This is a genomic window from Ruegeria sp. CE9, assembly GCF_056537425.1.
Genome location: NZ_JBQFRO010000010.1, coordinates 172,050 through 191,340 on the forward strand (window position 1 = coordinate 172,050; position 19,291 = coordinate 191,340).

The following is a 19,291-nucleotide window of genomic DNA, read 5'->3' on the forward strand; positions in this document are numbered from 1 at the left end:
CTCACTCAGTAACACGAAACTCTTCTGGCACGTAAAACGTATAGTCGCGGTCGGCGACGGCCTCGTGACACACATGGCAATATTCAACCTCTGAGGCGCGAAACCCCATCGTATCGCCAAACAATGAACCATCGGGCATCACCATAATGTATCGCCAATCCGCGGTCTCAGGATTCGTTCCTGCCGGGAGCTTCTCCATCACGAACAGTGCGCCGGGATGGATATTACCCTCATCGGTGACGGTCATGCTGTCTTTGGCAAGCACGGAGCCCACAGGCAGCACTTCTCCTTCCTGCATGGTTCCGTAGTTATGCGCCATACGGTTGGCATAGCTGTTGACGTAGCGCTCACCATGCGTTGCTGAAATATACGGCGCATCGTTGAACAACGGCCAGTTTTGATAGTTGCGGATCAAATCCAGCTGCGCAGCGGCATAGCCCCGCGACATACGCCGCATCAATGACTTATAGTGCTTTTGCGCCTCGTCCTTGTTCAGGTCGGCTGGGTTCTCAATCGCAAGGTGCGCATCCTGATCTGTAGTTTGCGCATAAGCTGCATGTAACGCAAACCCCGAAATCGCAGTAACCGCTGCGATGCCCAGAATTTGCCAGTGACTTACAATCATATTATGGCCTCCCTGACTGATCAGTTCGCCTAAATGCCGCTTTGATCCTGAAAAATGGTAGCGGCCTTTAATGGTGTTGCCAGCACCGCACTGGCAATCTCACCACCTTGTGTAAGCCGGTGAAATCCCCCATCCAGAGCGGATACGGGTCAAACATACCAAATTTTGAATGCGGGAACAGCCGCCAATTCATTAAGTTTTGCAAGGGACGGCTAGTCTTCAGCCCTTAGTGGTTCAGCCCTGCCTCAGCCTCGATCTGTTTGCGCGATTTCCTGGCGCGCTCGGTGGCGGATTTGAGCTGACCACAGGCGGCCATGATGTCTTCTCCGCGCGTTTTGCGAATGGGTGAGGCATAACCTGCCTGATAGATGATATTTGCAAAGGCCCGGATACGGTTGTTCGAGCTGCGCTTATACGGCGCGCCCGGCCATTCGTTGAACGGGATCAGGTTGATCTTGGCCGGGATTTTGTGACGTTTGATATGGTCGATCAGACGGTGCGCGTCTTCATCGCTGTCGTTCACACCATCCAGCATCACGTATTCGAACGTAATCCGCTCGGAGTTCGAGGCATTGGGATAGCTGGCCAATGCCTGCAACAACTCTTCGATATTCCAACGCTTGTTGATCGGGACCAGCACATCACGGGTCTCATCCGTGGTCGCGTGGAATGAGATCGCCAGCAGACAGCCGATTTCTTCAGCCGTACGCGCAATCTCAGGTACCACGCCAGAGGTCGAGAGCGTGATCCGGCGACGCGACAGAGAAATCCCTTCGGGGTCCATGGCGATCTTCATCGCGTCACGGACGTTTTCAAAGTTATAAAGCGGCTCACCCATGCCCATCAGAACGATGTTCGACAGCAGGCGGGTTTCATCCTTGGGTGCGCCGGGGATCGGCCATTCTTCAAGATCGTCGCGGGCCATCATGACCTGCCCGACGATCTCGGCGGCCGTCAGGTTACGAACCAGTTTCTGTGTGCCGGTATGACAGAACGAACAGGTCAACGTACAACCCACCTGAGACGAAATACACAGCGTACCGCGATCCTCTTCGGGGATATATACCACCTCGACCTCGTGTCCGCCTGCGATACGGCACAAGTATTTACGCGTGCCGTCTTCGGACACCTGCCGCGTCACAACCTCGGGGATTTCGATCACGAAATGCTCGGCCAATTGCGCGCGATAGGCTTTTGCCAGATTGGTCATTTCGGCAAAGTCGCGCACACCCCATTGGTAGATCCACTGCCAGATCTGTCCGGTCCGCATCTTGGCCTGCTTTTCCGGCGTACCGTGTTCAATCAACGCTGCGCGCAATTGATCGCGGGTCAAACCGACAAGGTTGATCTTCCCCTCGGGCAGTTTGCGAGGGATGGTCATGACGTCTTGAGTGATCGGCGCTTTGGGCGACATGTGGCGTATCTCGATGGATTCTGGCTTGGGATGCGCCTCTATATAGGAACGAGTGCAAAGATCAAAAGAATTCGTGCTTCAATTTGCAAAGCGCAGCAATTCATCGACCCGGGCTCGACCAAGATCAACCCTGCAAGCCGTGATGGCTATGCCCGTTCCCGATCCTCCGCCATAGGAAGCACCCACCGCTTCGCACTGAGTATCGCGATAGGCGATCCATGTATTTTGCGAGGCCTCCAGAGCGGGGACGGCCACAACACGCTCGGTGACCCCATCCAGTTCTTTGGCGGCCTCCATCGCGAGCGCATAGCTAGCTGTTATGGCCCCGTCCACACGCGCCTCCATCTCCGAGACACAGGCCCCTATTTCGACCTGCGATCCGGCGTCGTCGCATTCCATCGTCGGATCTGCCAACGCGGCAAACGGGAACAAGATCAGGACCCAGCGCATCAATTGCCTCCTTTAGTGACGCAAGCTCTCGACTAGTATCTAGCACAAAGCTCCAGCTGACAAAAAAAGGCCCGAAACGAAAAACCCCGCCATCAGGCGGGGTTTGGAGTCCAATCGGTGTCTCACTTAGTTCGTGCAGCGTGTTTCCGCGTCTTCGATCGCTGCGGTAAAACCAAGCAAGGAAAACGTATCTTTGGTCTGCGTCCCGCGTTCCGAACGGGCGGTCAGCACGGCTTCGCTGCCGCGTTTCATCGCTGTCACAATCTTGGCGTCGTCCGAAGCTGTTGCCGGCCACGCCCATTCGCCATCGGTAAACAGCTCAAACTCGCTGCCATCGACAACCAGATTCACCGTCGACCCAGAAGCAAACGGATAGCCGCCAGTAAAGGTCACTTGCCCTTTGACCTCGGCATTCGGGCGGTAGAACACGAACAGCAGGATATCGCTGCGCCGCACGGAAACGACCCGGCCACCTCGTGTGTTCACCGTCTCTTTTGGGGCAGAAACACTCCAGCATTCGGTGGGGTCTTCTTCGACAAACACGCTCCAATCGGTCTTTGCCGCGACGCGGTTTGTGCTGGTCGCCTGCTGAGCGAGCGCCGTTGTCGCCATTCCTGCCACACACAGGCCCGCAATCACGCGGACGAGCTTTAATCCCATCTGTCCAGCCTCCTAGCCCGACCTAATACCTCATACCCATCGGAGATGCGTGCGAACTCTGCCGGTTCGTCTGTTCAGTTGCGTATTCCGATGATTGTCGACATACACACACTAACGCAGGTTTCGCCACAGGCGAAAGGGCGATTGGCAGATTTTTGCGCATGATGAAGAGGGTATCCATGACACATGCCGTTCCAATGACAGAACTCTGGCGCGGATCGCTTTTGGAAAGCCTGCATTTTGGTCACGCGGTGATCTGTGACGACAGTGGTCAGATTGTGCGCAGCTGGGGGGATTCGAACGCGATAATCTACCCTCGGTCCTCGGCCAAGATGATCCAGGCGCTGCCTTTGATCACCTCGGGCGCGGCCGCAAAATACGGTTTGAACAGTGAACATTTGGCCTTGGCCTGTGCGTCGCATAACGGGGCACATATCCATACGGATCGCGTGACTGCATGGTTGGACCACCTCGGTCTGTCCGAGCCCGATCTTCGCTGCGGTCCGCAGGAGCCAGCTGACATGGCAGCCCGAGATGGCCTGATACTGGCAGACGACACCCCTTGCCAGATTCACAACAATTGCTCGGGCAAGCACTGCGGGTTTTTGACTTTGACACAGCACATGGGGGCCGGACCCGAATATCTTGAGATTGATCACCCGGTTCAGCAGGCCTGCCTGTCTGCCATAGAAGAAACCACCGGCGAGACCAGCCCAACTTACGGGATTGATGGATGCTCTGCCCCGAACTTCGCAACGTCGCTGGTCGGGCTCGCTCGTTCAATGGCATGGTTTGCCTCGGCCGCCGATCGGTCAGACCGATCCAGTGAAGCGGCGGCGCGGTTGACGGCAGCTATGGTTACGCACCCCGAACTGGTCGCAGGTGAGACTCGCGCTTGCACCGAACTGATGCGTGCAATGGATGGCCGCGTGGCGATCAAAACAGGTGCCGAAGCTGTTTTCGTCGCCATCATCCCCGAAAAGCGGATGGGCGTTGCACTGAAAATCACCGATGGCACAACCCGCGCAAGCGAATGCGCCATTGCCGCGATACTTGTTCATTTGGGCGTGCTGGAGGCCGATCACCCGGCCACCCGCAAATTCATGAACGCCACGCAATACAGCCGCCGCGGGCTGGAATGTGGTGTGATCAAACCCGCGCCGGGCTTTCCCGGCTGAGGCTTACATCTCGATCTCGTGAACCTCGGCCACTTCGACCGAGCCCGAGCCATTCACGACCATCGGGCAGCCTTTGGCCATCTCGGTTGCGGCCTCAATGCTGTCGGCCTTTACCACCGTGAAACCCGAAGCCGGGTTTGCTCCACCATTGTCTTCGACCCCGCCGCTGCTGACCGTGTAGGATTGGCCCACGGGATTCCCCGGAATTTCCAAAGACCCACCGATGTCCTGAAACCACGCGCCCCAGGCGGCCATGGTCGCCTCAATCTCGGCGGGGTCGGTTGGGGTATGACCCCCGTGATACACAAACAAATACTGGGGCATATTGCTCCTCCCTGATGAAAACCTATTTGCAAAGCGCTTCGAGCTTACGCAGCGAAGATGTCCAACCTTCGTTGTGGTTCGTGGCCGATTCAGCATCGACAAGCTCACGATGATCGACCACCAATCGCGATCCGCTGGCGGTCGCGGTGACCGAAAAGGTCACATGGCTTTCCGCACCACGTTGATCCTGATCGTCGTGCCACGCCCACGTAAACCCGACCGACTTTGGCCGGTCGATATGGGTGACATGCCCTGAGACCTTGAATTGCTGGCCCTCACCGTTCTGCATCACCGAATACCACGGACCCAGCCGTGAAAAATCAAGGTCGTATTCCGGTACATGCAAGCCCTCGGGACCCCACCACTGCAACAATTTTGCACCATCGCTGACCCAAGCGAACAAGTCTTCAGGGCTTACCGGGAATTCCCGCTCAAGTTTCAGGTCGGCCATGAATTTTCCCTTTCGATAATATCGCTAAGTCGGTCGAGGCTGGTTTCCCAGAACTCACGTTTTGAAATGGTCCAGTCGGCAATGGCGCGCAGACCTTCGGGCCGGATCGAATAGATCCGCTGCGTGCCCTGAACACGCTGTTGAATAAGCCCGGCTTCGCGCAGAAGCTTCAAATGGCGCGAGATTGCAGCACCAGACATGCCGCGCCCATCAATCAGATCACCGGCGGACAGTTCACCGTCCTGCATCAATTGCTCGACGATCGAGAACCTCGTGGCATCCGACAACGCGGAAAATGTGGTCAGAAGTGTATTCATGACCACTGTTTAACATTTGCGTTAAATAAAGAGAAGCCCCGATCGTTCAGACCTTGGCAAAGTCGGGCCGAGCATAGCCTTGCAAATACAGCAGAGCTGTTAAATCTCCGTGGTTTACGCGAACATCGCACTGCGCTGCAACCGAAGGCTTGGCATGTAGCGCCACGCCGGTTCCGGCCCGCCCAAGCATTCCCAGATCATTGGCACCGTCGCCGACTGCGATCACATCCGATTCGGCAAGGCCCAACCGCGCTGTGATCTGCTCTAACGCATCTACCTTGGCCTGACGTCCCAGAATGGGTCTCTGAACATCGCCTGTCAGCTTGCCACCCGCAGCCAACAATATGTTGGCCCGGTTCTCATCAAACCCAAGTTCCGCGCCGACCTTAGCCGTGAAGGCAGTGAACCCGCCCGACACCAACGCGGCATAGCCATCATTCGCGCGCATCGTTCCCACCAATTCCGGCCCCCCCGGCATCAATGTGATGCGTTCAGCCAGCACCTTGTCGATCACGTTTTCGTCCAGCCCTTTCAACAGGCCGACACGCTCGGTCAGCGCCCCTTCGAAATCCAGCTCGCCATTCATCGCCCGCGCGGTGATGTCCTTGACCCGATCGCCCACACCGGCCTCGTCAGCCAGCTCGTCGATACATTCCTGCTGGATCATAGTGCTGTCCATATCGGCCAACAGCATCTTCTTGCGCCGCCCTTCGGCGGGCTGGACAACAAGATCAACGCCCATGTTCTGCAGGTCTGCCCAGACATCCCATTGATTGTCCGGAATATCAGTCAGCGAAAACTCGACCGCCTCATCCGGGCTGAGCCATTGCACATCTCCGCCGCCCCAAGCGTTCCGCAAGGACTCGACCAGCGTCGCCTCAAGCGAAGGGACCGCCGGGTTGGTCAGCAGAGTGGCTATGTACATGTCGGGCCTCCGGTTAGCGCACCTGCGAGATATCGCAGGTGCAGCATTTTCACCAGAGGCAGTTTGGCCTAGCCCAGAATACCCGGCAGCCGCAGCCCATGTTCGCGGGCGCAGTCTTTGGCGATCTCATACCCTGCATCCGCGTGACGCCAGACACCCGAGGCCGGGTCGTTCCAGAGTACACGCTCTAACCGCCGCGCTGCGTCTTCGGTCCCATCCGCGCAGATCACCACACCGGCGTGCTGGCTGAAGCCCATGCCAACCCCGCCGCCATGATGCAGCGAGACCCAAGTCGCACCGCTGGCTGTGTTGATCAGCGCATTCAACAGCGGCCAGTCCGAAACCGCGTCCGAACCATCCAGCATCGCCTCGGTCTCGCGATTGGGGCTGGCGACCGAACCCGAATCCAAGTGGTCGCGCCCGATCACAACCGGGGCTTTAAGCTCACCATTGGCAACCATTTCGTTGAACGCCAATCCGGCGCGATGGCGATCGCCAAGACCGATCCAGCAAATACGCGCAGGCAGACCCTGAAACGCGATGCGTTCTTGCGCCATGTCCAGCCAGCGATGCAGGTGCTCGTTCTCGGGGAACAGCTCTTTCATCTTGGCGTCGGTCTTGTGGATATCCTCGGGGTCACCCGACAGGGCACACCAGCGGAACGGGCCGATGCCCTTGCAAAACAGCGGGCGAATATAAGCGGGCACAAAGCCGGGGAAGGCAAAGGCATTCTCCAAGCCTTCATCCTGCGCCACCTGCCGGATGTTGTTGCCGTAATCCAGCGTCGGAACGCCCGCATTCCAGAAGTCGACCATCGCCGCCACGTGTTGCTTCATCGAGGCGCAAGCAGCTTTTTCTACTGCTTTAGGGTCGGATTCCCGCTTGTCACGCCACTCTGCCATGCTCCATCCAATCGGCAGATACCCGTTGATCGGATCGTGGGCGCTTGTTTGGTCAGTCACGATATCGGGGCGCATTCCACCGGCCTGCATCCGGGCATAAATCTCGGGAAACACCTCCGCCGCATTGCCCAGCAGACCCACAGATTTCGCCTCGCCCGCCTTTGTCCAGCGGTCGATCATCTCAAGCGCTTCGTCCAGCGTTTCAGCTTTTTCGTCGAGGTACTTGGTGCGCAGCCGGAAATCGATCGAGTCCGGGTTGCATTCCACCGCCAGACAAGAGGCCCCGGCAAACACTGCCGCCAATGGCTGTGCGCCGCCCATACCGCCCAGCCCACCGGTCAGAATCCACTTGCCGGTCAGATCGCCGCCATAATGCTGGCGGCCCGCCTCGGCAAAGGTCTCATAGGTACCCTGCACGATGCCTTGTGTGCCGATATAGATCCACGACCCAGCCGTCATCTGGCCATACATCATCAGACCCTTCTTATCGAGCTCGTTGAAATGATCCCAATTGGCCCAGTGCGGCACGATATTCGAATTGGCGATCAGAACGCGGGGCGCATCTTTGTGAGTACGAATGATCGCCACCGGTTTGCCCGACTGGACGATTAGGGTTTCGTCCTCTTCTAGATCCTTCAGCCCCGCGACGATCCGGTCGAAATCATCCCATGTCCGCGCCGCGCGCCCGATGCCGCCATAGACCACCAACTCATGAGGATTTTCGGCGACATCGGGGTGCAGGTTGTTCATCAACATCCGTAGCGGGGCTTCGGTCACCCAGCTTTTGGCATTCAGCTCGGGGCCTGTCGGCGGATAGACGTCACGGGTGTTTTTACGAGGATCGGTCATGGTCAAAGCTCCAATGCGGTATCTTGGATGGCGTCGAGGATATCCACCAACCAGCGACGCAGGCGATTGGCCTTAGCCTCGTCCAACGCCCATCGCGGGGTTTCGGTGGACAGATAGGTGGATTGCGCCAGCTCCATCTGGATCGCGTGCTGGCCTTCATCGGGGCGGCCATAGTGACGGGTCGTCCAGCCCCCTCGGAATCGCCCGTTCAGGACGGTGCTGTAGGGGGAGGAATGAGAGAATTCGTAGGCCGCGGCCTCGATGCTGGGGGCACAGGTCACGCCACCATCAGTGCCGATGTTCATATCCGGCAGAGTGCCCTCGAAGAGGAACGGGATCTTGCTGCGGATCGAGTGGCAGTCGAACAGGATCGCAACCCCGTGTTTTGCCCGCACCCTTTCAAGCTCTTGCTCCAGCGCGTTGTGATAAGGCGCGTGGTAGGCGGTTCGGCGCGCCTCAATCTCGTCGGCTGATGGGTCTTGCCCTTCTTCCCAGATCGGCTGACCGTCAAAGTCGGTCAAAGGCACCAGTGTTGTCGTATTCTGCCCCGGATACAGCGAAGCGCCCGCCGGGTCTCTGTTCGCGTCGATGACATAGCGGTGGATATGGGATTGCACGACCGTCGCGTTGGCCAGTAGCCCGTCATAGAGCTGGTTTATATGCCAATCTGTGTCTGCCAGAACCTGCCCATTCTTATTCAGCCGTGCGGCAATATTGTCGGGTACAAAAGTGCCGCCATGTGGCTGCCCCAAAACAATGGGTCCATCGCCATGCTGAACGCTGAACACCTGCATCATGACAGCTCCGGCATGGACTGTGCAGCCGCCCGCAGAATGGCCCCGCTTTCAACCAGCGACTTCGCGGTTTCCAGTTCCGGTGCCAGATAACGGTCATCGCCTAGTGAAGGGATGTCTTCGCGCAAACGCCCCACGACGCTGGTCAGCGCCTCGCTGGTTGAAAGGGGCGCGCGAAACTCGATACCTTGTGCGGCGCAGAGCAGTTCGATCCCCAGAATATAGTTCAGATTGTCAACCATCCGGCTGAGACGCCGCGCGCCATGGGCGGCCATGGACACATGGTCTTCCTGATTGGCCGATGTGGGCGTGCTGTCGGTCACGCAGGGATTGGCCAGATGTTTGTTTTCGCTCATCAACGCAGCGGTTGTGACCTCAGCAATCATCAGGCCCGAGTTCAGCCCCGGCTCTGGCGTCAGAAAGGGCGGCAGATCAAAGCTGAGCGCGGGATCTACCATCAAAGCGATGCGCCGTTGGGCGATGGCCCCAATTTCGGACAGGGCCAGCGCAATCATATCGGCGGCAAACCCCACCGGCTCGGCATGGAAGTTTCCGCCCGAGACGATGGCATCCGGGTCGGTCAGAACCAGCGGGTTGTCGGTGGCCGCGTTGGCCTCAACCACAAGAGTTGCGGCCGCCTGCCGGATCACATCCATCGCCGCACCCGTCACTTGAGGCTGGCAGCGGATGCAATATGGATCCTGCACCCGCGTATCCCCGTCGCGATGGCTTTCACGAATTTCAGAGCCGTCCAAAGTGGCCCGCATCGCGGCGGCTGCTTCGATTTGCCCGCGATGCCCACGCAGCGCATGAATCTCAGGCTGCAGCGGGGCGGTGGAGCCCATAATCGCATCCGTCGAAGCGGCTGAAATCACCAGTGCATTTTGTGCCGAACGCCATCCTTCAAACAGACCTGCCAAAGCATAGGCCGTTGAAAACTGTGTCCCGTTGATGAAGGCCAGACCTTCCTTTGGGCCAAGCTGAATCGGCTCTAATCCGGCTATTTTCAGGGCCTCTGCACCCGGCCTGACCGTTCCATCCACCTCGGCCTCACCCTCGCCGATTACGACTGCGGTCATATGGGCCAGCGGCGCCAGATCGCCTGATGCGCCGACCGAACCCTGTGCAGGGATCACAGGCGTCACTCCACGCGCCAGCATCTGCTGCAGCAACTCGACAAGTTCCCAGCGGACCCCAGACGCCCCGCGCCCAAAGGACAGAAGCTTCAAAGACATCATCAATCGCGCCAGGCGTCGCGGCACAGCAAGGCCCACACCGCAACAATGGCTAAGGATCAGGTTGCTCTGCAGGGTCGAGGTGTCCTTGGCCGCAATCTTATGGCTCGCCAGCTTACCGAAGCCGGTATTCACGCCATAGACAGGCTCAGTCCCTTCGGCAGCCTGCGCTATACGGGCCGCAGCGGCATCGACCTTTGGTCGGCAAGTATGCTCCAGCGAGATCGCGGCCTCGGTCCAATAAATCTCCGCCAACTGATCCAACGATACCTGACCTGGGATGAGCGATAGGGGAGTCATTCCTGGCCTCCGAAAATACGTTTGTGCAGCGGGTTGAAACCGATGCGATAGGACAGTTCGGCGGGATGCGAGACGTCCCAAATGGCCAGATCAGCGCGCAGCCCGGCTGCGATCATCCCTGTATCTTCCAGACCCAAAGCGCGGGCCGCGACGCGGGTGACACCTGCCAGAGCTTCTTCGGGCGTCATGCGAAACAGGGTGCATCCCATATTCATTGTCAAAAGCAGTGAAGTCAGCGGTGATGAGCCCGGATTACAATCGGTTGCAAGCGCCATTGGCACTTTCTGCTGGCGTAGCAGTTCAACTGGTGGGGCCTGAGTCTCGTGCAGCGTGTAAAACGCGCCAGGCAGCAGAACCGCAACCGTTCCGGCGGCGGACATCGCGGCAACACCTTCAGCGTCCAGATATTCAATATGGTCAGCGGACAGGGCCCCATAAACCGCTGCCAGCTTGGCCCCGCCGAGGTTAGACAACTGCTCGGCGTGCAGCTTTACCTGCAATCCAAGCTCTTGCGCGACAACAAAAACCCGTTCGATCTGGGCGGTATCAAAGGCAATTCCTTCGCAGAACCCATCCACCGCGTCCACGAGCCCCTCGGCATGGGCCGCCCGCAAGGCCGGTATGCAAACCTCATCGATATAGGCATCATCCCGGCCCGAATATTCCGGCGGAGTGGCATGTGCACCCAGAAAACTGGTTTTAACCCGAACAGGACGCTCCTGCGCAATGCGCCGCGCGGTGCGCAGCATGCGCAGTTCGGTTTCGGTATCCAGCCCATAACCAGACTTCACTTCGATGCAGGACACACCTTCTGCCAGCAAGGCATCCACGCGTGGCAAAGCGCCCTGAAGCAACTCATCTTCCGAGGCCGCCCGCGTACCGTTAACGGTCGACAGGATCCCGCCGCCCGCGCGGGCGATTTCCTCGTAGGAGGCTCCGTTCAGGCGCATTTCAAACTCAACCGCACGGTTGCCGCCGAATACTACATGCGTATGGCAATCGATCAGCCCGGGCGTGATCAGTCGGTCACCATAGTCGATGTGCTGCCATTCAGAATAGGTCTCTGGAAGCTCGGACTGACGGCCCACCCAGACTATCTGCGATCCTTCAACGCCAATCGCGCCATCCTCGATCACCCCATAAGGACGGTCACCCCCCATGGTGGCCACCCGCTTGCTGCAAAGTACGGTTTTTTTCGTCATGGCGATTCTTTTGGGCTCCCCCTGCGCTTGATTTTTTCGTATACGGGTAAAAAGATAAAGTCTACACAAAATGGAAATGCGATGACGGTTCATGCCAAAACCGCCTTGGTGGGGTCAGAATGGGTCAGCGATCTGAGGGTCGAAATCGAGCACGGCCGGATCATCAAACTGGAGCAAGGTGCAGATGCTCAACCTGGTGACACGCGTGTCGATGTGCTGCTGCCCGCCTTGGCCAACCTGCACAGCCATGCCTTTCAACGTGCCATGGCCGGTATGACCGAGTTTCGCGCCGCGGGTCGCGAAAGCTTTTGGACCTGGCGTACCCTGATGTATCGCTTTCTGGATCGCCTCACCCCAGAGCAGATCGAAGCCATCGCAACGCTGGTTTTCATGGAAATGCAGGAGGCCGGATATGCCTCGGTCGGGGAATTCCACTACGTCCACCACCAACCCGGCGGCACGCCTTATGTACAGCTATCCGAACTGAGCCAACGCATCTTCTCCGCAGCGACCCAAACCGGGATTGGCCTGACGCATCTGCCGGTGCTCTACACCTATGGCGGCGTCAAACAAGAGCCCTTGGAGGGCGGCCAGCTGCGGTTCGGAAATGATGTGGGTCGGTTTTTGCAGCTCGTCGAAGACTGCAAACCTTTCCTGCCGCATTCGGATAGCCAGATTGGAATCGCGCCGCATTCCTTGCGAGCAACTTCACCAGATGATCTGCATCAGGTGCTTAAGGCGACCCCGAACGGTCCAGTACACATCCATATCTCGGAACAAGAGAAAGAGGTCGCAGATGTTGAGGCTGCTCTGGGTCAGCGCCCGGTGAATTGGTTGTTGAACAATGCGGAGGTCAACGCGCGTTGGTGTCTGATCCATGCGACCCACATGACCGATGACGAAACCCGCGCCCTCGCACGATCCGGGGCCGTGGCTGGTCTCTGCCCGATTACCGAGGCCAATCTTGGGGATGGCATCTTCAACGGCGCCGTCTACATCGACGCCAATGGTGCATTTGGTGTCGGATCGGACTCGAATGTACGTATTTCATTGCCCGAGGAACTGCGGACACTGGAGTATTCTCAACGCTTACGCGACAGAGCCCGCACGGTTCTGGTACAGGGCGAGGGTTCAGTTGGCCATGCGCTTTATTCCGGGGCCGCGCGGGGCGGTGCGCAGGCCTTGGGGCGCGCAGCTGGATCGATAGCAGAGGGTCAATTGGCTGATCTGGTCGCGATTGATCGTACCCATCCGACGCTTTGCAGTTTGCGTAATGATCAGTTGCTTGACGGGCTTTGCTTTGCGGCTCCAGACGGAATCGTGACTGATCTGTGGTCTGCTGGACGACATCAAGTACAAGGCGGGCGGCATATCGCACGCGATGCGATCCTTAGTAATTACCGGGCCGCGATGGCTGAGCTGCTGGCGGATCTTTGAAACATGGCTCAGTCAAGCGACACCACCAGTTACAAGGATATCAAGCAGACTGTCCTGCGGCGCATCCGCTCGGGCGAGTGGCAACCCGATGCGCTGCTGCCGAACGAACAGGAGCTGGCTGTTGAGTTCTCGTGCACCCGCACAACGGTCAACCGCGCGCTGCGGGAACTAGCCGATGAAGGGTTTCTGGAAAGGCGCAGAAAGGCGGGAACGCGTGTTCTCAGCGCGCCGCAGCGACAGGCGCGTTTCACTATCCCCCTTGTCCGCGACGAGGTTGAGGCGGCAGGGGGTACCTACCGCTATGCTTTGGTATCGCGCGAAACGCAGACTGCCCCCGATTGGCTGACGGCGCGACTGGCCCTGCGCGCGGATCAGGCTGTGCTGCATGTGCGTTGCATGCATTTTTCCGGCAACACACCTTTTCAGTTCGAGGACCGCTGGATCGTGATCGACAGCGTACCGCAAGTGAAACAGGCCGATTTCTCAAGCATCGGACCGAATGACTGGCTTGTGCAAACAGTCCCTTTCACCAATGTCGAGCTGACCTTTCTGGCCAGCCGCGCCGATACCACGCTGGCCGGGTTTCTGGACGTATCCGAAGGAGAGCCCGTCTTTACCGCCGAGCGCATCACATGGCTGCAAGGTCAGCCAGTGACCTTTGCCAAGATGTATTTCGCAGCTGGCTACAGAATGACCACCGAATTCTGATATTCCGGTCTTTACCCTCTGACATTTCCAATACAGATTTGCGGCAACATGTCCGCGTCGAATGGAAAGGATATCGGGATGGGCAACCCGCTCTATGATCGTTTGTTTGGCATCCATGCGGGCAAGGACACGCCGTTTCTGCATCTCGCCGATGGTCAGACACTGACCCATGCTGCGTTTCTGGACATGGCAGCCAGACTTGCGAACGCCCTGACTGGTCTTGAGCAGGAGCCGGGTGATCGCGTGGCTGTGCAGGTAGAGAAGTCCGTCGAAGCACTGGCGCTATATGCCGCCTGCGCCCAAGCCGGGCTGATCTTTCTTCCGCTGAACACGGGCTATACGACGCTAGAGCTGAGCTATTTCATCGAAAACAGCGGCGCATCTCTGGTGGTCTGTGACGCGGCCAACGAGGCTGGGCTTGCTGATATCGCACAAAAACACAACGCACGGTTAGAGACGCTGAACGCGGACGGTTCAGGCAGCCTGACGCGGCGCGCCTTAGGCATGCTCCCCGCCTTTGAACCGGTCCACCGCTCCGAGGATGATCTGGCTGCATTTCTCTATACGTCTGGCACAACGGGACGCTCGAAAGGGGCGATGCTGACGCAAGCCAATCTGCTGTCTAACGCGGAAACGTTGGTGCAGGAATGGCGGTTTACCAACAGCGACGTATTGCTGCATGCGCTGCCGATTTTTCACACACATGGGCTGTTTGTTGCAACCAATGTGGTGCTTGCCTCGGGCGGGTCAATGATCTTTCTGCCGAAATTCGATCTGGACAACATGGTTCGCCTGATGCCTCAGGCGACAACGATGATGGGCGTGCCTACCTTCTACACCCGGCTGCTAAGCGACGACCGGTTCACGCGCGATCTGACCCAAGACCTGCGGTTGTTCATTTCAGGTTCCGCCCCCTTGCTCGCAGAAACGCATGTCCAGTTCGAAGACCGAACGGGCCATCGCATTCTGGAACGCTATGGCATGACCGAGACGAATATGAACACTTCAAACCCTTATGACGGCGAGCGTCGCGCAGGGACCGTTGGATTTCCTTTGCCAGATGTCGAATTGAAGGTAACGGACCCTGACACGGGAGAAACACTGCCGGATGGCGAGATCGGCATCATCGAAGTACGCGGCCCGAACGTGTTTCAGGGCTATTGGCAAATGCCCGAAAAGACGGCCGCAGAACTGCGCGAAGACGGGTTCTTCATCACCGGTGATCTGGGGCGGATCGATGAAGATGGCTATGTCCATATCGTCGGGCGTGGCAAAGACCTGATCATCTCGGGCGGGTACAACATTTACCCCAAAGAGATCGAGTTGCTGCTGGACGAACAGCCCGGCGTGTTGGAGAGCGCAGTGATTGGCGCCCCGCATCCCGACTTCGGAGAGTGCCCAGTTGGCATTCTGGTTCCTGCCCCCGGCCAGACACCCGATATCGAGGCGATCAAGGACGCGGTCCAAAATTCTTTGGCCCGCTTCAAACATCCTCGCCAGTTGATCTTAATGGACGAGCTGCCGCGCAACACGATGGGCAAGGTGCAAAAGAACATCCTGCGGGACCGCTGCAAGCACCTGTTCACCCAATCCTGATTGTCAGGGCAAAAGCGCAACGCGCCCCTTGTCCGTCAACAACCAGCAATCCAGTCCTTCGAACACCGCGACGCCAACCGGGCGGCCATACCCTGCGCCACTATCCAGATTGATGCGATTGCCGTAGTGGGTCGCTTGATCAACCGGCGTATGCCCATGGACGATCAGTTTCGGATGCGTGGCCCGATGGTTGTGAAATGCCTGCCTGATCCAGACCAGATCATTTTCCTTTTGCTCACTCAGCGGAATGCCGGGCCGAATGCCAGCGTGCACAAACGCGAGTTCTGGCGTTTGGTGCATGGCGACCAGTCTTTGCAGAAATACCCGATGCGCCTCCGGAACCGCACCTCGCGCGATGGCATGCAGATCCTCCAGCCGCGTCTGCTGGTCGAAAAACACGCCATAGCTTTTCAGAGTCTCAACGCCACCCAACCGTTCATGCAGCCAATGATAACCGACCAACAGATGCGGGTCATGACGCGGTACATTTTCAAGAAACCATGAGAACATCCGGTCATGGTTGCCCAGCAAAGTAACCCATCGCTTGCCCGCATCTCGCCCTGCGATCAACCGGTCCAGAACGCCTCGGCTGTCAGGACCCCGATCGACATAGTCGCCCAAGAACACAATCTCGGCCTCGGAACCTCCATCATCTGCAATCAGCGACAGCGCGCGTTCGAATTCATCGACACGTCCATGCAAATCTCCAATTGCGTAGATCGGATTGGTCATCGGGTTCCCCTCGGGTATTTACGACTGCTGCACTTCTGGCGCAAATTCAGTGCTTTGAAAAGATGACGCCCGCGCTATTGACCGGCGCGGGCATCGATCTTTCACAAAAGATCAGAGAACATGATCAGGCCACGTCAAACTCCAACGGTTTGATCTGGGTGAACAGGCCTGTTTCTGCAAGTTTCGCGCGTGCCTCAGCGGGAACCGGTTCGTCGACGTAAAGCAAAGCAATCGCCTCACCGCCAGCTTCGGAACGCCCCAAAGTAAAGTTCGCGATGTTCACATCATTCTCACCCATGGTCTGCCCCAATGCACCGATGATGCCGGGTACATCCTCGTTAGTGGTGTAAAGCATATGCGCCCCGATCTCGGCATCGATGTTGATGCCCTTGATCTGGATGAACCGCGGCTTGCCGTCGCTGAACACCGTGCCCCCGATCGAACGTTCGCGCTTATCCGTCACAACGGTAACTTTGATATAACCCTCAAACGCACCCGATTTGTCCTGATTTGTGGTCGAGATTTGAATGCCCCGTTCTCTGGCCACAACCGGGGCCGAGACCATGTTCACCTCGGGGTTGAACTTCTTCATGATCCCCGCCACGGCGGAACAGTTCAATGCCGCCAGATTCATCTCAGCCGCGACACCGTCATAGAGGATGTTGATCGCCTTGATCGGCTCATCCGTCATCTGGCCAATGAAGCTGCCCAAATGACCTGCCAGCTTGATCCAGGGGCCCATGACTTTAGCTTCTTCGGCGGTGACGCTGGGCATATTCAGCGCGTTTTCGACCGCACCGGTCAGCAGATAATTCGAAATCTGCTCGGCCACCTGAAGCGCCACGTTTTCCTGTGCTTCCGTCGTGGCCGCACCAAGATGAGGCGTGCAAACCACATTCGGCAGGTTGAACAGTGCGTTCTCCTTGGCCGGTTCTTCGCTGAACACATCAAAGGCCGCTCCGGCCACTTGACCCGACTGCAATGCTTCGGCCAAAGCCGTCTCGTCGACCAGGCCACCACGCGCACAGTTGATGATGCGCACACCATTCTTGGTCTTAGCCAGATTCTCGCGGCTCAGAATATTCCGCGTCTGGTCGGTTAACGGCACATGCAGCGTGATGAAATCGGCGCGCGACAGCAGCTCGTCCAGCTCAACTTTTTCAACACCCATCTTTGCGGCTTTCTCTTCGCCCAAGTAGGGGTCGTAGGCGACGACTTTCATCTTCAAGCCCAAGGCACGTTCGCAGACGATGCCTCCAATATTACCCGCGCCAATGACACCCAAGGTCTTGTTCGTCAGCTCGATCCCCATGAACTTGGACTTTTCCCATTTGCCCGCATGGGTCGAGGTGCTGGCCTCGGGAATTTGACGCGCCACGGCAAACATCATCGCAATGGCGTGCTCGGCCGTTGTGATCATGTTGCCGAATGGCGTGTTCATCACGATCACACCTTTTTTTGAGGCCGCTTCCTTGTCGATATTATCGGTGCCAATACCGGCGCGCCCGATAACTTTTAGCTTGTCGGCCTTCTCCAAAATGGTCGGGGTGACCTTGGTGGCCGAGCGGATGGCAAGGCCGTCATACTGGCCGATCACCTCGGCCAGCTTGTCTTTGTCCTTACCCAGATCGGGCATGAAATCCACATCGATGCCGCGATCACGAAAGATCTGCACGGCGGTTTCGCTGAGCTTGTCAGATACGAGTACTTTGGGGGCCATATCTCTGGTCCTTGATATATTGGGAGAAAACCGGGCCACAGGAGGCCCAGAATTTTCGTCGAAAATTCTTGTCAGGCAGCGGCCGTTTGCGCTTCGATTTCGGCGTGGAATGCCCAGTCCAACCAAGGCAGCATCGCTTCGATATCCGAGGTCTCAACCGTGCCGCCGCACCAGATGCGCAAACCCGCAGGTGCGTCGCGGTACGCTCCGATATCCAGCGCGATGTTCTCGGTCTCCAGCCGTTTGGCCACGGCTTTGGCGAATACTGCACCGTCCTGAATGCGTGCATCGGTGAATTTCAGGCAGACCGACGTATTGGACTGAGTGGCGTCATCCTCAGCCAAATTTGCGATCCAATCATTTTGCGCACAAAACGCATGTACCGCTCCGGCGTTGGCATCGGCACGCGCAATCAGACCCTTCAGGCCCCCAACCGAGCGCGCCCAGTCCATCGCGAACAGGTAGTCCTCAACAGCAAGCATCGAGGGCGTGTTGATCGTCGCCCCAGTGAATATGCCTTCAATCAGCTTACCACCCTTGGTCAGGCGGAAAATCTTGGGCAGGGGCCATGCGGGCGTGTAGCTCTCCAAGCGTTCGACAGCACGAGGGCTGAGGATCAGCATCCCATGAGCCGCTTCACCACCCAGCACTTTCTGCCAACTAAACGTGGTCACATCCAGCTTGTCCCATGGCAGGTCCATCGCAAAAGCAGCCGAGGTTGCGTCGCAAATCGTCAGACCCTGACGGTCGTCCGCAATCCAGTCGCCATTGGGAACCCTTACGCCCGAGGTCGTGCCGTTCCATGTAAAGACCACATCATTCTGGAAATCGACCGAGGACAGATCAACAATCTGTCCGTAATCCGCTGTCTTCACTTCAGCATCAATCTTTAGCTGCTTGACCACATCGGTCACCCAGCCCGCACCAAAGCTCTCCCAGGCGAGCATCTCGACCTTACGCACGCCCAGCAGCGACCACAGAGCCATCTCAACCGCGCCAGTGTCCGAGGCAGGAACGATGCCGATCTTGTAGTCTGCCGGAATACCCAACACCTCACGCGTGCCTTCAACGGCCGCCTTTAACTTATTCTTGCCAACAGCGGCACGATGCGAACGACCCAAGGCCGCATCAGCCAGTTTGGACAATTCGAATGTAGGGGGTTTGGCACAAGGGCCCGAGGAAAAACGCGGATTGGCCGGCCGCGTCGCCGGTTGTTCAATGCTCATCTGTATTACCCTTCCAGATACACGCCCCTCGTTGGGGAGGGGTGTCCCACGGACAGAGCTATTGGGCGCGCGCATTCGCAGCAAGCGAAAAAGACGCTTGAATGGTTAAAAACGACGTATGGAAGGGGCTCAAATCAGAACATGAGTTTCCGATTGGCTTCAACCCCCACCTTATTTGGTGGGGGTTTAGTGTTTGTTTGTGTTTATTCGGCGGCGTCTGCGTATTCTGACATGGGGGGGCATGTG

Annotated in this window: 19 protein-coding genes; 4 read left to right on the forward strand and 15 right to left on the reverse strand. The window is 57.8% G+C overall.

Annotation, left to right across the window (positions count from 1 at the left end):
- Position 1 precedes the first annotated feature (1 nt).
- From ACR0B3_RS18110 to ACR0B3_RS18125, 4 genes are all read right to left on the reverse strand, one after another.
- Positions 2–625, reverse strand: coding sequence for a cytochrome P460 family protein (locus tag ACR0B3_RS18110; protein ID WP_480810272.1), 624 nt, complete (start codon positions 623–625; stop codon positions 2–4).
- Positions 626–851: 226 nt separating this feature from the next.
- Positions 852–2,039: a dual-specificity RNA methyltransferase RlmN gene (gene rlmN, locus ACR0B3_RS18115; RefSeq protein ID WP_480810273.1), complete on the reverse strand. Its 1,188-nt coding sequence runs from the start codon at positions 2,037–2,039 to the stop codon at positions 852–854.
- A 78-nt stretch (positions 2,040–2,117) separates the two neighbouring features.
- Complete coding sequence (locus tag ACR0B3_RS18120; RefSeq protein WP_480810274.1) at positions 2,118–2,489, reverse strand: lysozyme inhibitor LprI family protein; 372 nt, start codon at positions 2,487–2,489, stop codon at positions 2,118–2,120.
- Positions 2,490–2,615: 126 nt separating this feature from the next.
- The gene (locus ACR0B3_RS18125) at positions 2,616–3,149 is read right to left on the reverse strand and encodes an invasion associated locus B family protein (protein ID WP_480810275.1); all 534 of its coding nucleotides are present in this window, start codon (positions 3,147–3,149) and stop codon (positions 2,616–2,618) included.
- A 179-nt stretch (positions 3,150–3,328) separates the two neighbouring features.
- On the opposite strand from ACR0B3_RS18125, the gene ACR0B3_RS18130 reads away from it, so the two are divergent.
- The gene (locus ACR0B3_RS18130; RefSeq protein WP_480810276.1) at positions 3,329–4,327 is read left to right on the forward strand and encodes an asparaginase; all 999 of its coding nucleotides are present in this window, start codon (positions 3,329–3,331) and stop codon (positions 4,325–4,327) included.
- A 3-nt stretch (positions 4,328–4,330) separates the two neighbouring features.
- Here ACR0B3_RS18130 and ACR0B3_RS18135 read toward each other — a convergent pair whose 3' ends face one another.
- The 8 genes from ACR0B3_RS18135 to hutI form a co-directional block, all read right to left on the reverse strand.
- The gene (locus ACR0B3_RS18135) at positions 4,331–4,651 is read right to left on the reverse strand and encodes a YciI family protein (protein ID WP_480810277.1); all 321 of its coding nucleotides are present in this window, start codon (positions 4,649–4,651) and stop codon (positions 4,331–4,333) included.
- Between the two features lie 22 nt (positions 4,652–4,673).
- The gene (locus ACR0B3_RS18140) at positions 4,674–5,102 is read right to left on the reverse strand and encodes an SRPBCC family protein (protein ID WP_480810278.1); all 429 of its coding nucleotides are present in this window, start codon (positions 5,100–5,102) and stop codon (positions 4,674–4,676) included.
- Positions 5,090–5,419, reverse strand: a complete 330-nt coding sequence (locus tag ACR0B3_RS18145) for a metalloregulator ArsR/SmtB family transcription factor (RefSeq protein ID WP_170686901.1) — start codon at positions 5,417–5,419, stop codon at positions 5,090–5,092. The genes ACR0B3_RS18140 and ACR0B3_RS18145 overlap by 13 nt, the downstream gene beginning before the upstream one ends.
- Before the next feature lie 46 nt (positions 5,420–5,465).
- Positions 5,466–6,344, reverse strand: a complete 879-nt coding sequence (serB, locus tag ACR0B3_RS18150; protein WP_480810279.1) for a phosphoserine phosphatase SerB — start codon at positions 6,342–6,344, stop codon at positions 5,466–5,468.
- Between the two features lie 68 nt (positions 6,345–6,412).
- A complete protein-coding gene (gene hutU, locus ACR0B3_RS18155; RefSeq protein WP_480810280.1) occupies positions 6,413–8,095 on the reverse strand; it encodes a urocanate hydratase in 1,683 nt (560 codons plus the stop codon).
- 2 nt (positions 8,096–8,097) lie between these two features.
- Positions 8,098–8,889, reverse strand: coding sequence for an N-formylglutamate deformylase (hutG, locus tag ACR0B3_RS18160; protein ID WP_480810291.1), 792 nt, complete (start codon positions 8,887–8,889; stop codon positions 8,098–8,100).
- The gene (gene hutH, locus ACR0B3_RS18165) at positions 8,889–10,424 is read right to left on the reverse strand and encodes a histidine ammonia-lyase (RefSeq protein ID WP_480810281.1); all 1,536 of its coding nucleotides are present in this window, start codon (positions 10,422–10,424) and stop codon (positions 8,889–8,891) included. Before hutH ends, hutG begins: the two co-directional genes overlap by 1 nt.
- On the reverse strand, positions 10,421–11,626 hold the full coding sequence (hutI, locus tag ACR0B3_RS18170; RefSeq protein ID WP_480810282.1) for an imidazolonepropionase: 1,206 nt from the start codon (positions 11,624–11,626) through the stop codon (positions 10,421–10,423). Before hutI ends, hutH begins: the two co-directional genes overlap by 4 nt.
- Positions 11,627–11,707: 81 nt before the next feature.
- On the opposite strand from hutI, the gene ACR0B3_RS18175 reads away from it, so the two are divergent.
- The 3 genes from ACR0B3_RS18175 (at position 11,708) to ACR0B3_RS18185 (ending at position 15,367) form a co-directional block, all read left to right on the forward strand.
- On the forward strand, positions 11,708–13,063 hold the full coding sequence (locus tag ACR0B3_RS18175; protein ID WP_480810283.1) for a formimidoylglutamate deiminase: 1,356 nt from the start codon (positions 11,708–11,710) through the stop codon (positions 13,061–13,063).
- A gap of 3 nt (positions 13,064–13,066) precedes the next feature.
- Entirely contained in the window at positions 13,067–13,771 is a 705-nt protein-coding gene (locus ACR0B3_RS18180; protein ID WP_480810284.1) for a GntR family transcriptional regulator, read from the forward strand.
- A 78-nt stretch (positions 13,772–13,849) separates the two neighbouring features.
- Complete coding sequence (locus ACR0B3_RS18185; RefSeq protein ID WP_480810285.1) at positions 13,850–15,367, forward strand: malonate--CoA ligase; 1,518 nt, start codon at positions 13,850–13,852, stop codon at positions 15,365–15,367.
- A 3-nt stretch (positions 15,368–15,370) separates the two neighbouring features.
- Here ACR0B3_RS18185 and ACR0B3_RS18190 read toward each other — a convergent pair whose 3' ends face one another.
- The 3 genes from ACR0B3_RS18190 to ACR0B3_RS18200 form a co-directional block, all read right to left on the reverse strand.
- Complete coding sequence (locus tag ACR0B3_RS18190; RefSeq protein ID WP_480810286.1) at positions 15,371–16,099, reverse strand: metallophosphoesterase family protein; 729 nt, start codon at positions 16,097–16,099, stop codon at positions 15,371–15,373.
- A gap of 124 nt (positions 16,100–16,223) precedes the next feature.
- Positions 16,224–17,819 (reverse strand): phosphoglycerate dehydrogenase, encoded by a 1,596-nt coding sequence (gene serA, locus ACR0B3_RS18195; protein WP_480810287.1) that lies wholly within the window; start codon positions 17,817–17,819, stop codon positions 16,224–16,226.
- A 71-nt stretch (positions 17,820–17,890) separates the two neighbouring features.
- Positions 17,891–19,045, reverse strand: coding sequence for a phosphoserine transaminase (locus ACR0B3_RS18200; RefSeq protein ID WP_480810288.1), 1,155 nt, complete (start codon positions 19,043–19,045; stop codon positions 17,891–17,893).
- Positions 19,046–19,291: the final 246 nt, after the last annotated feature.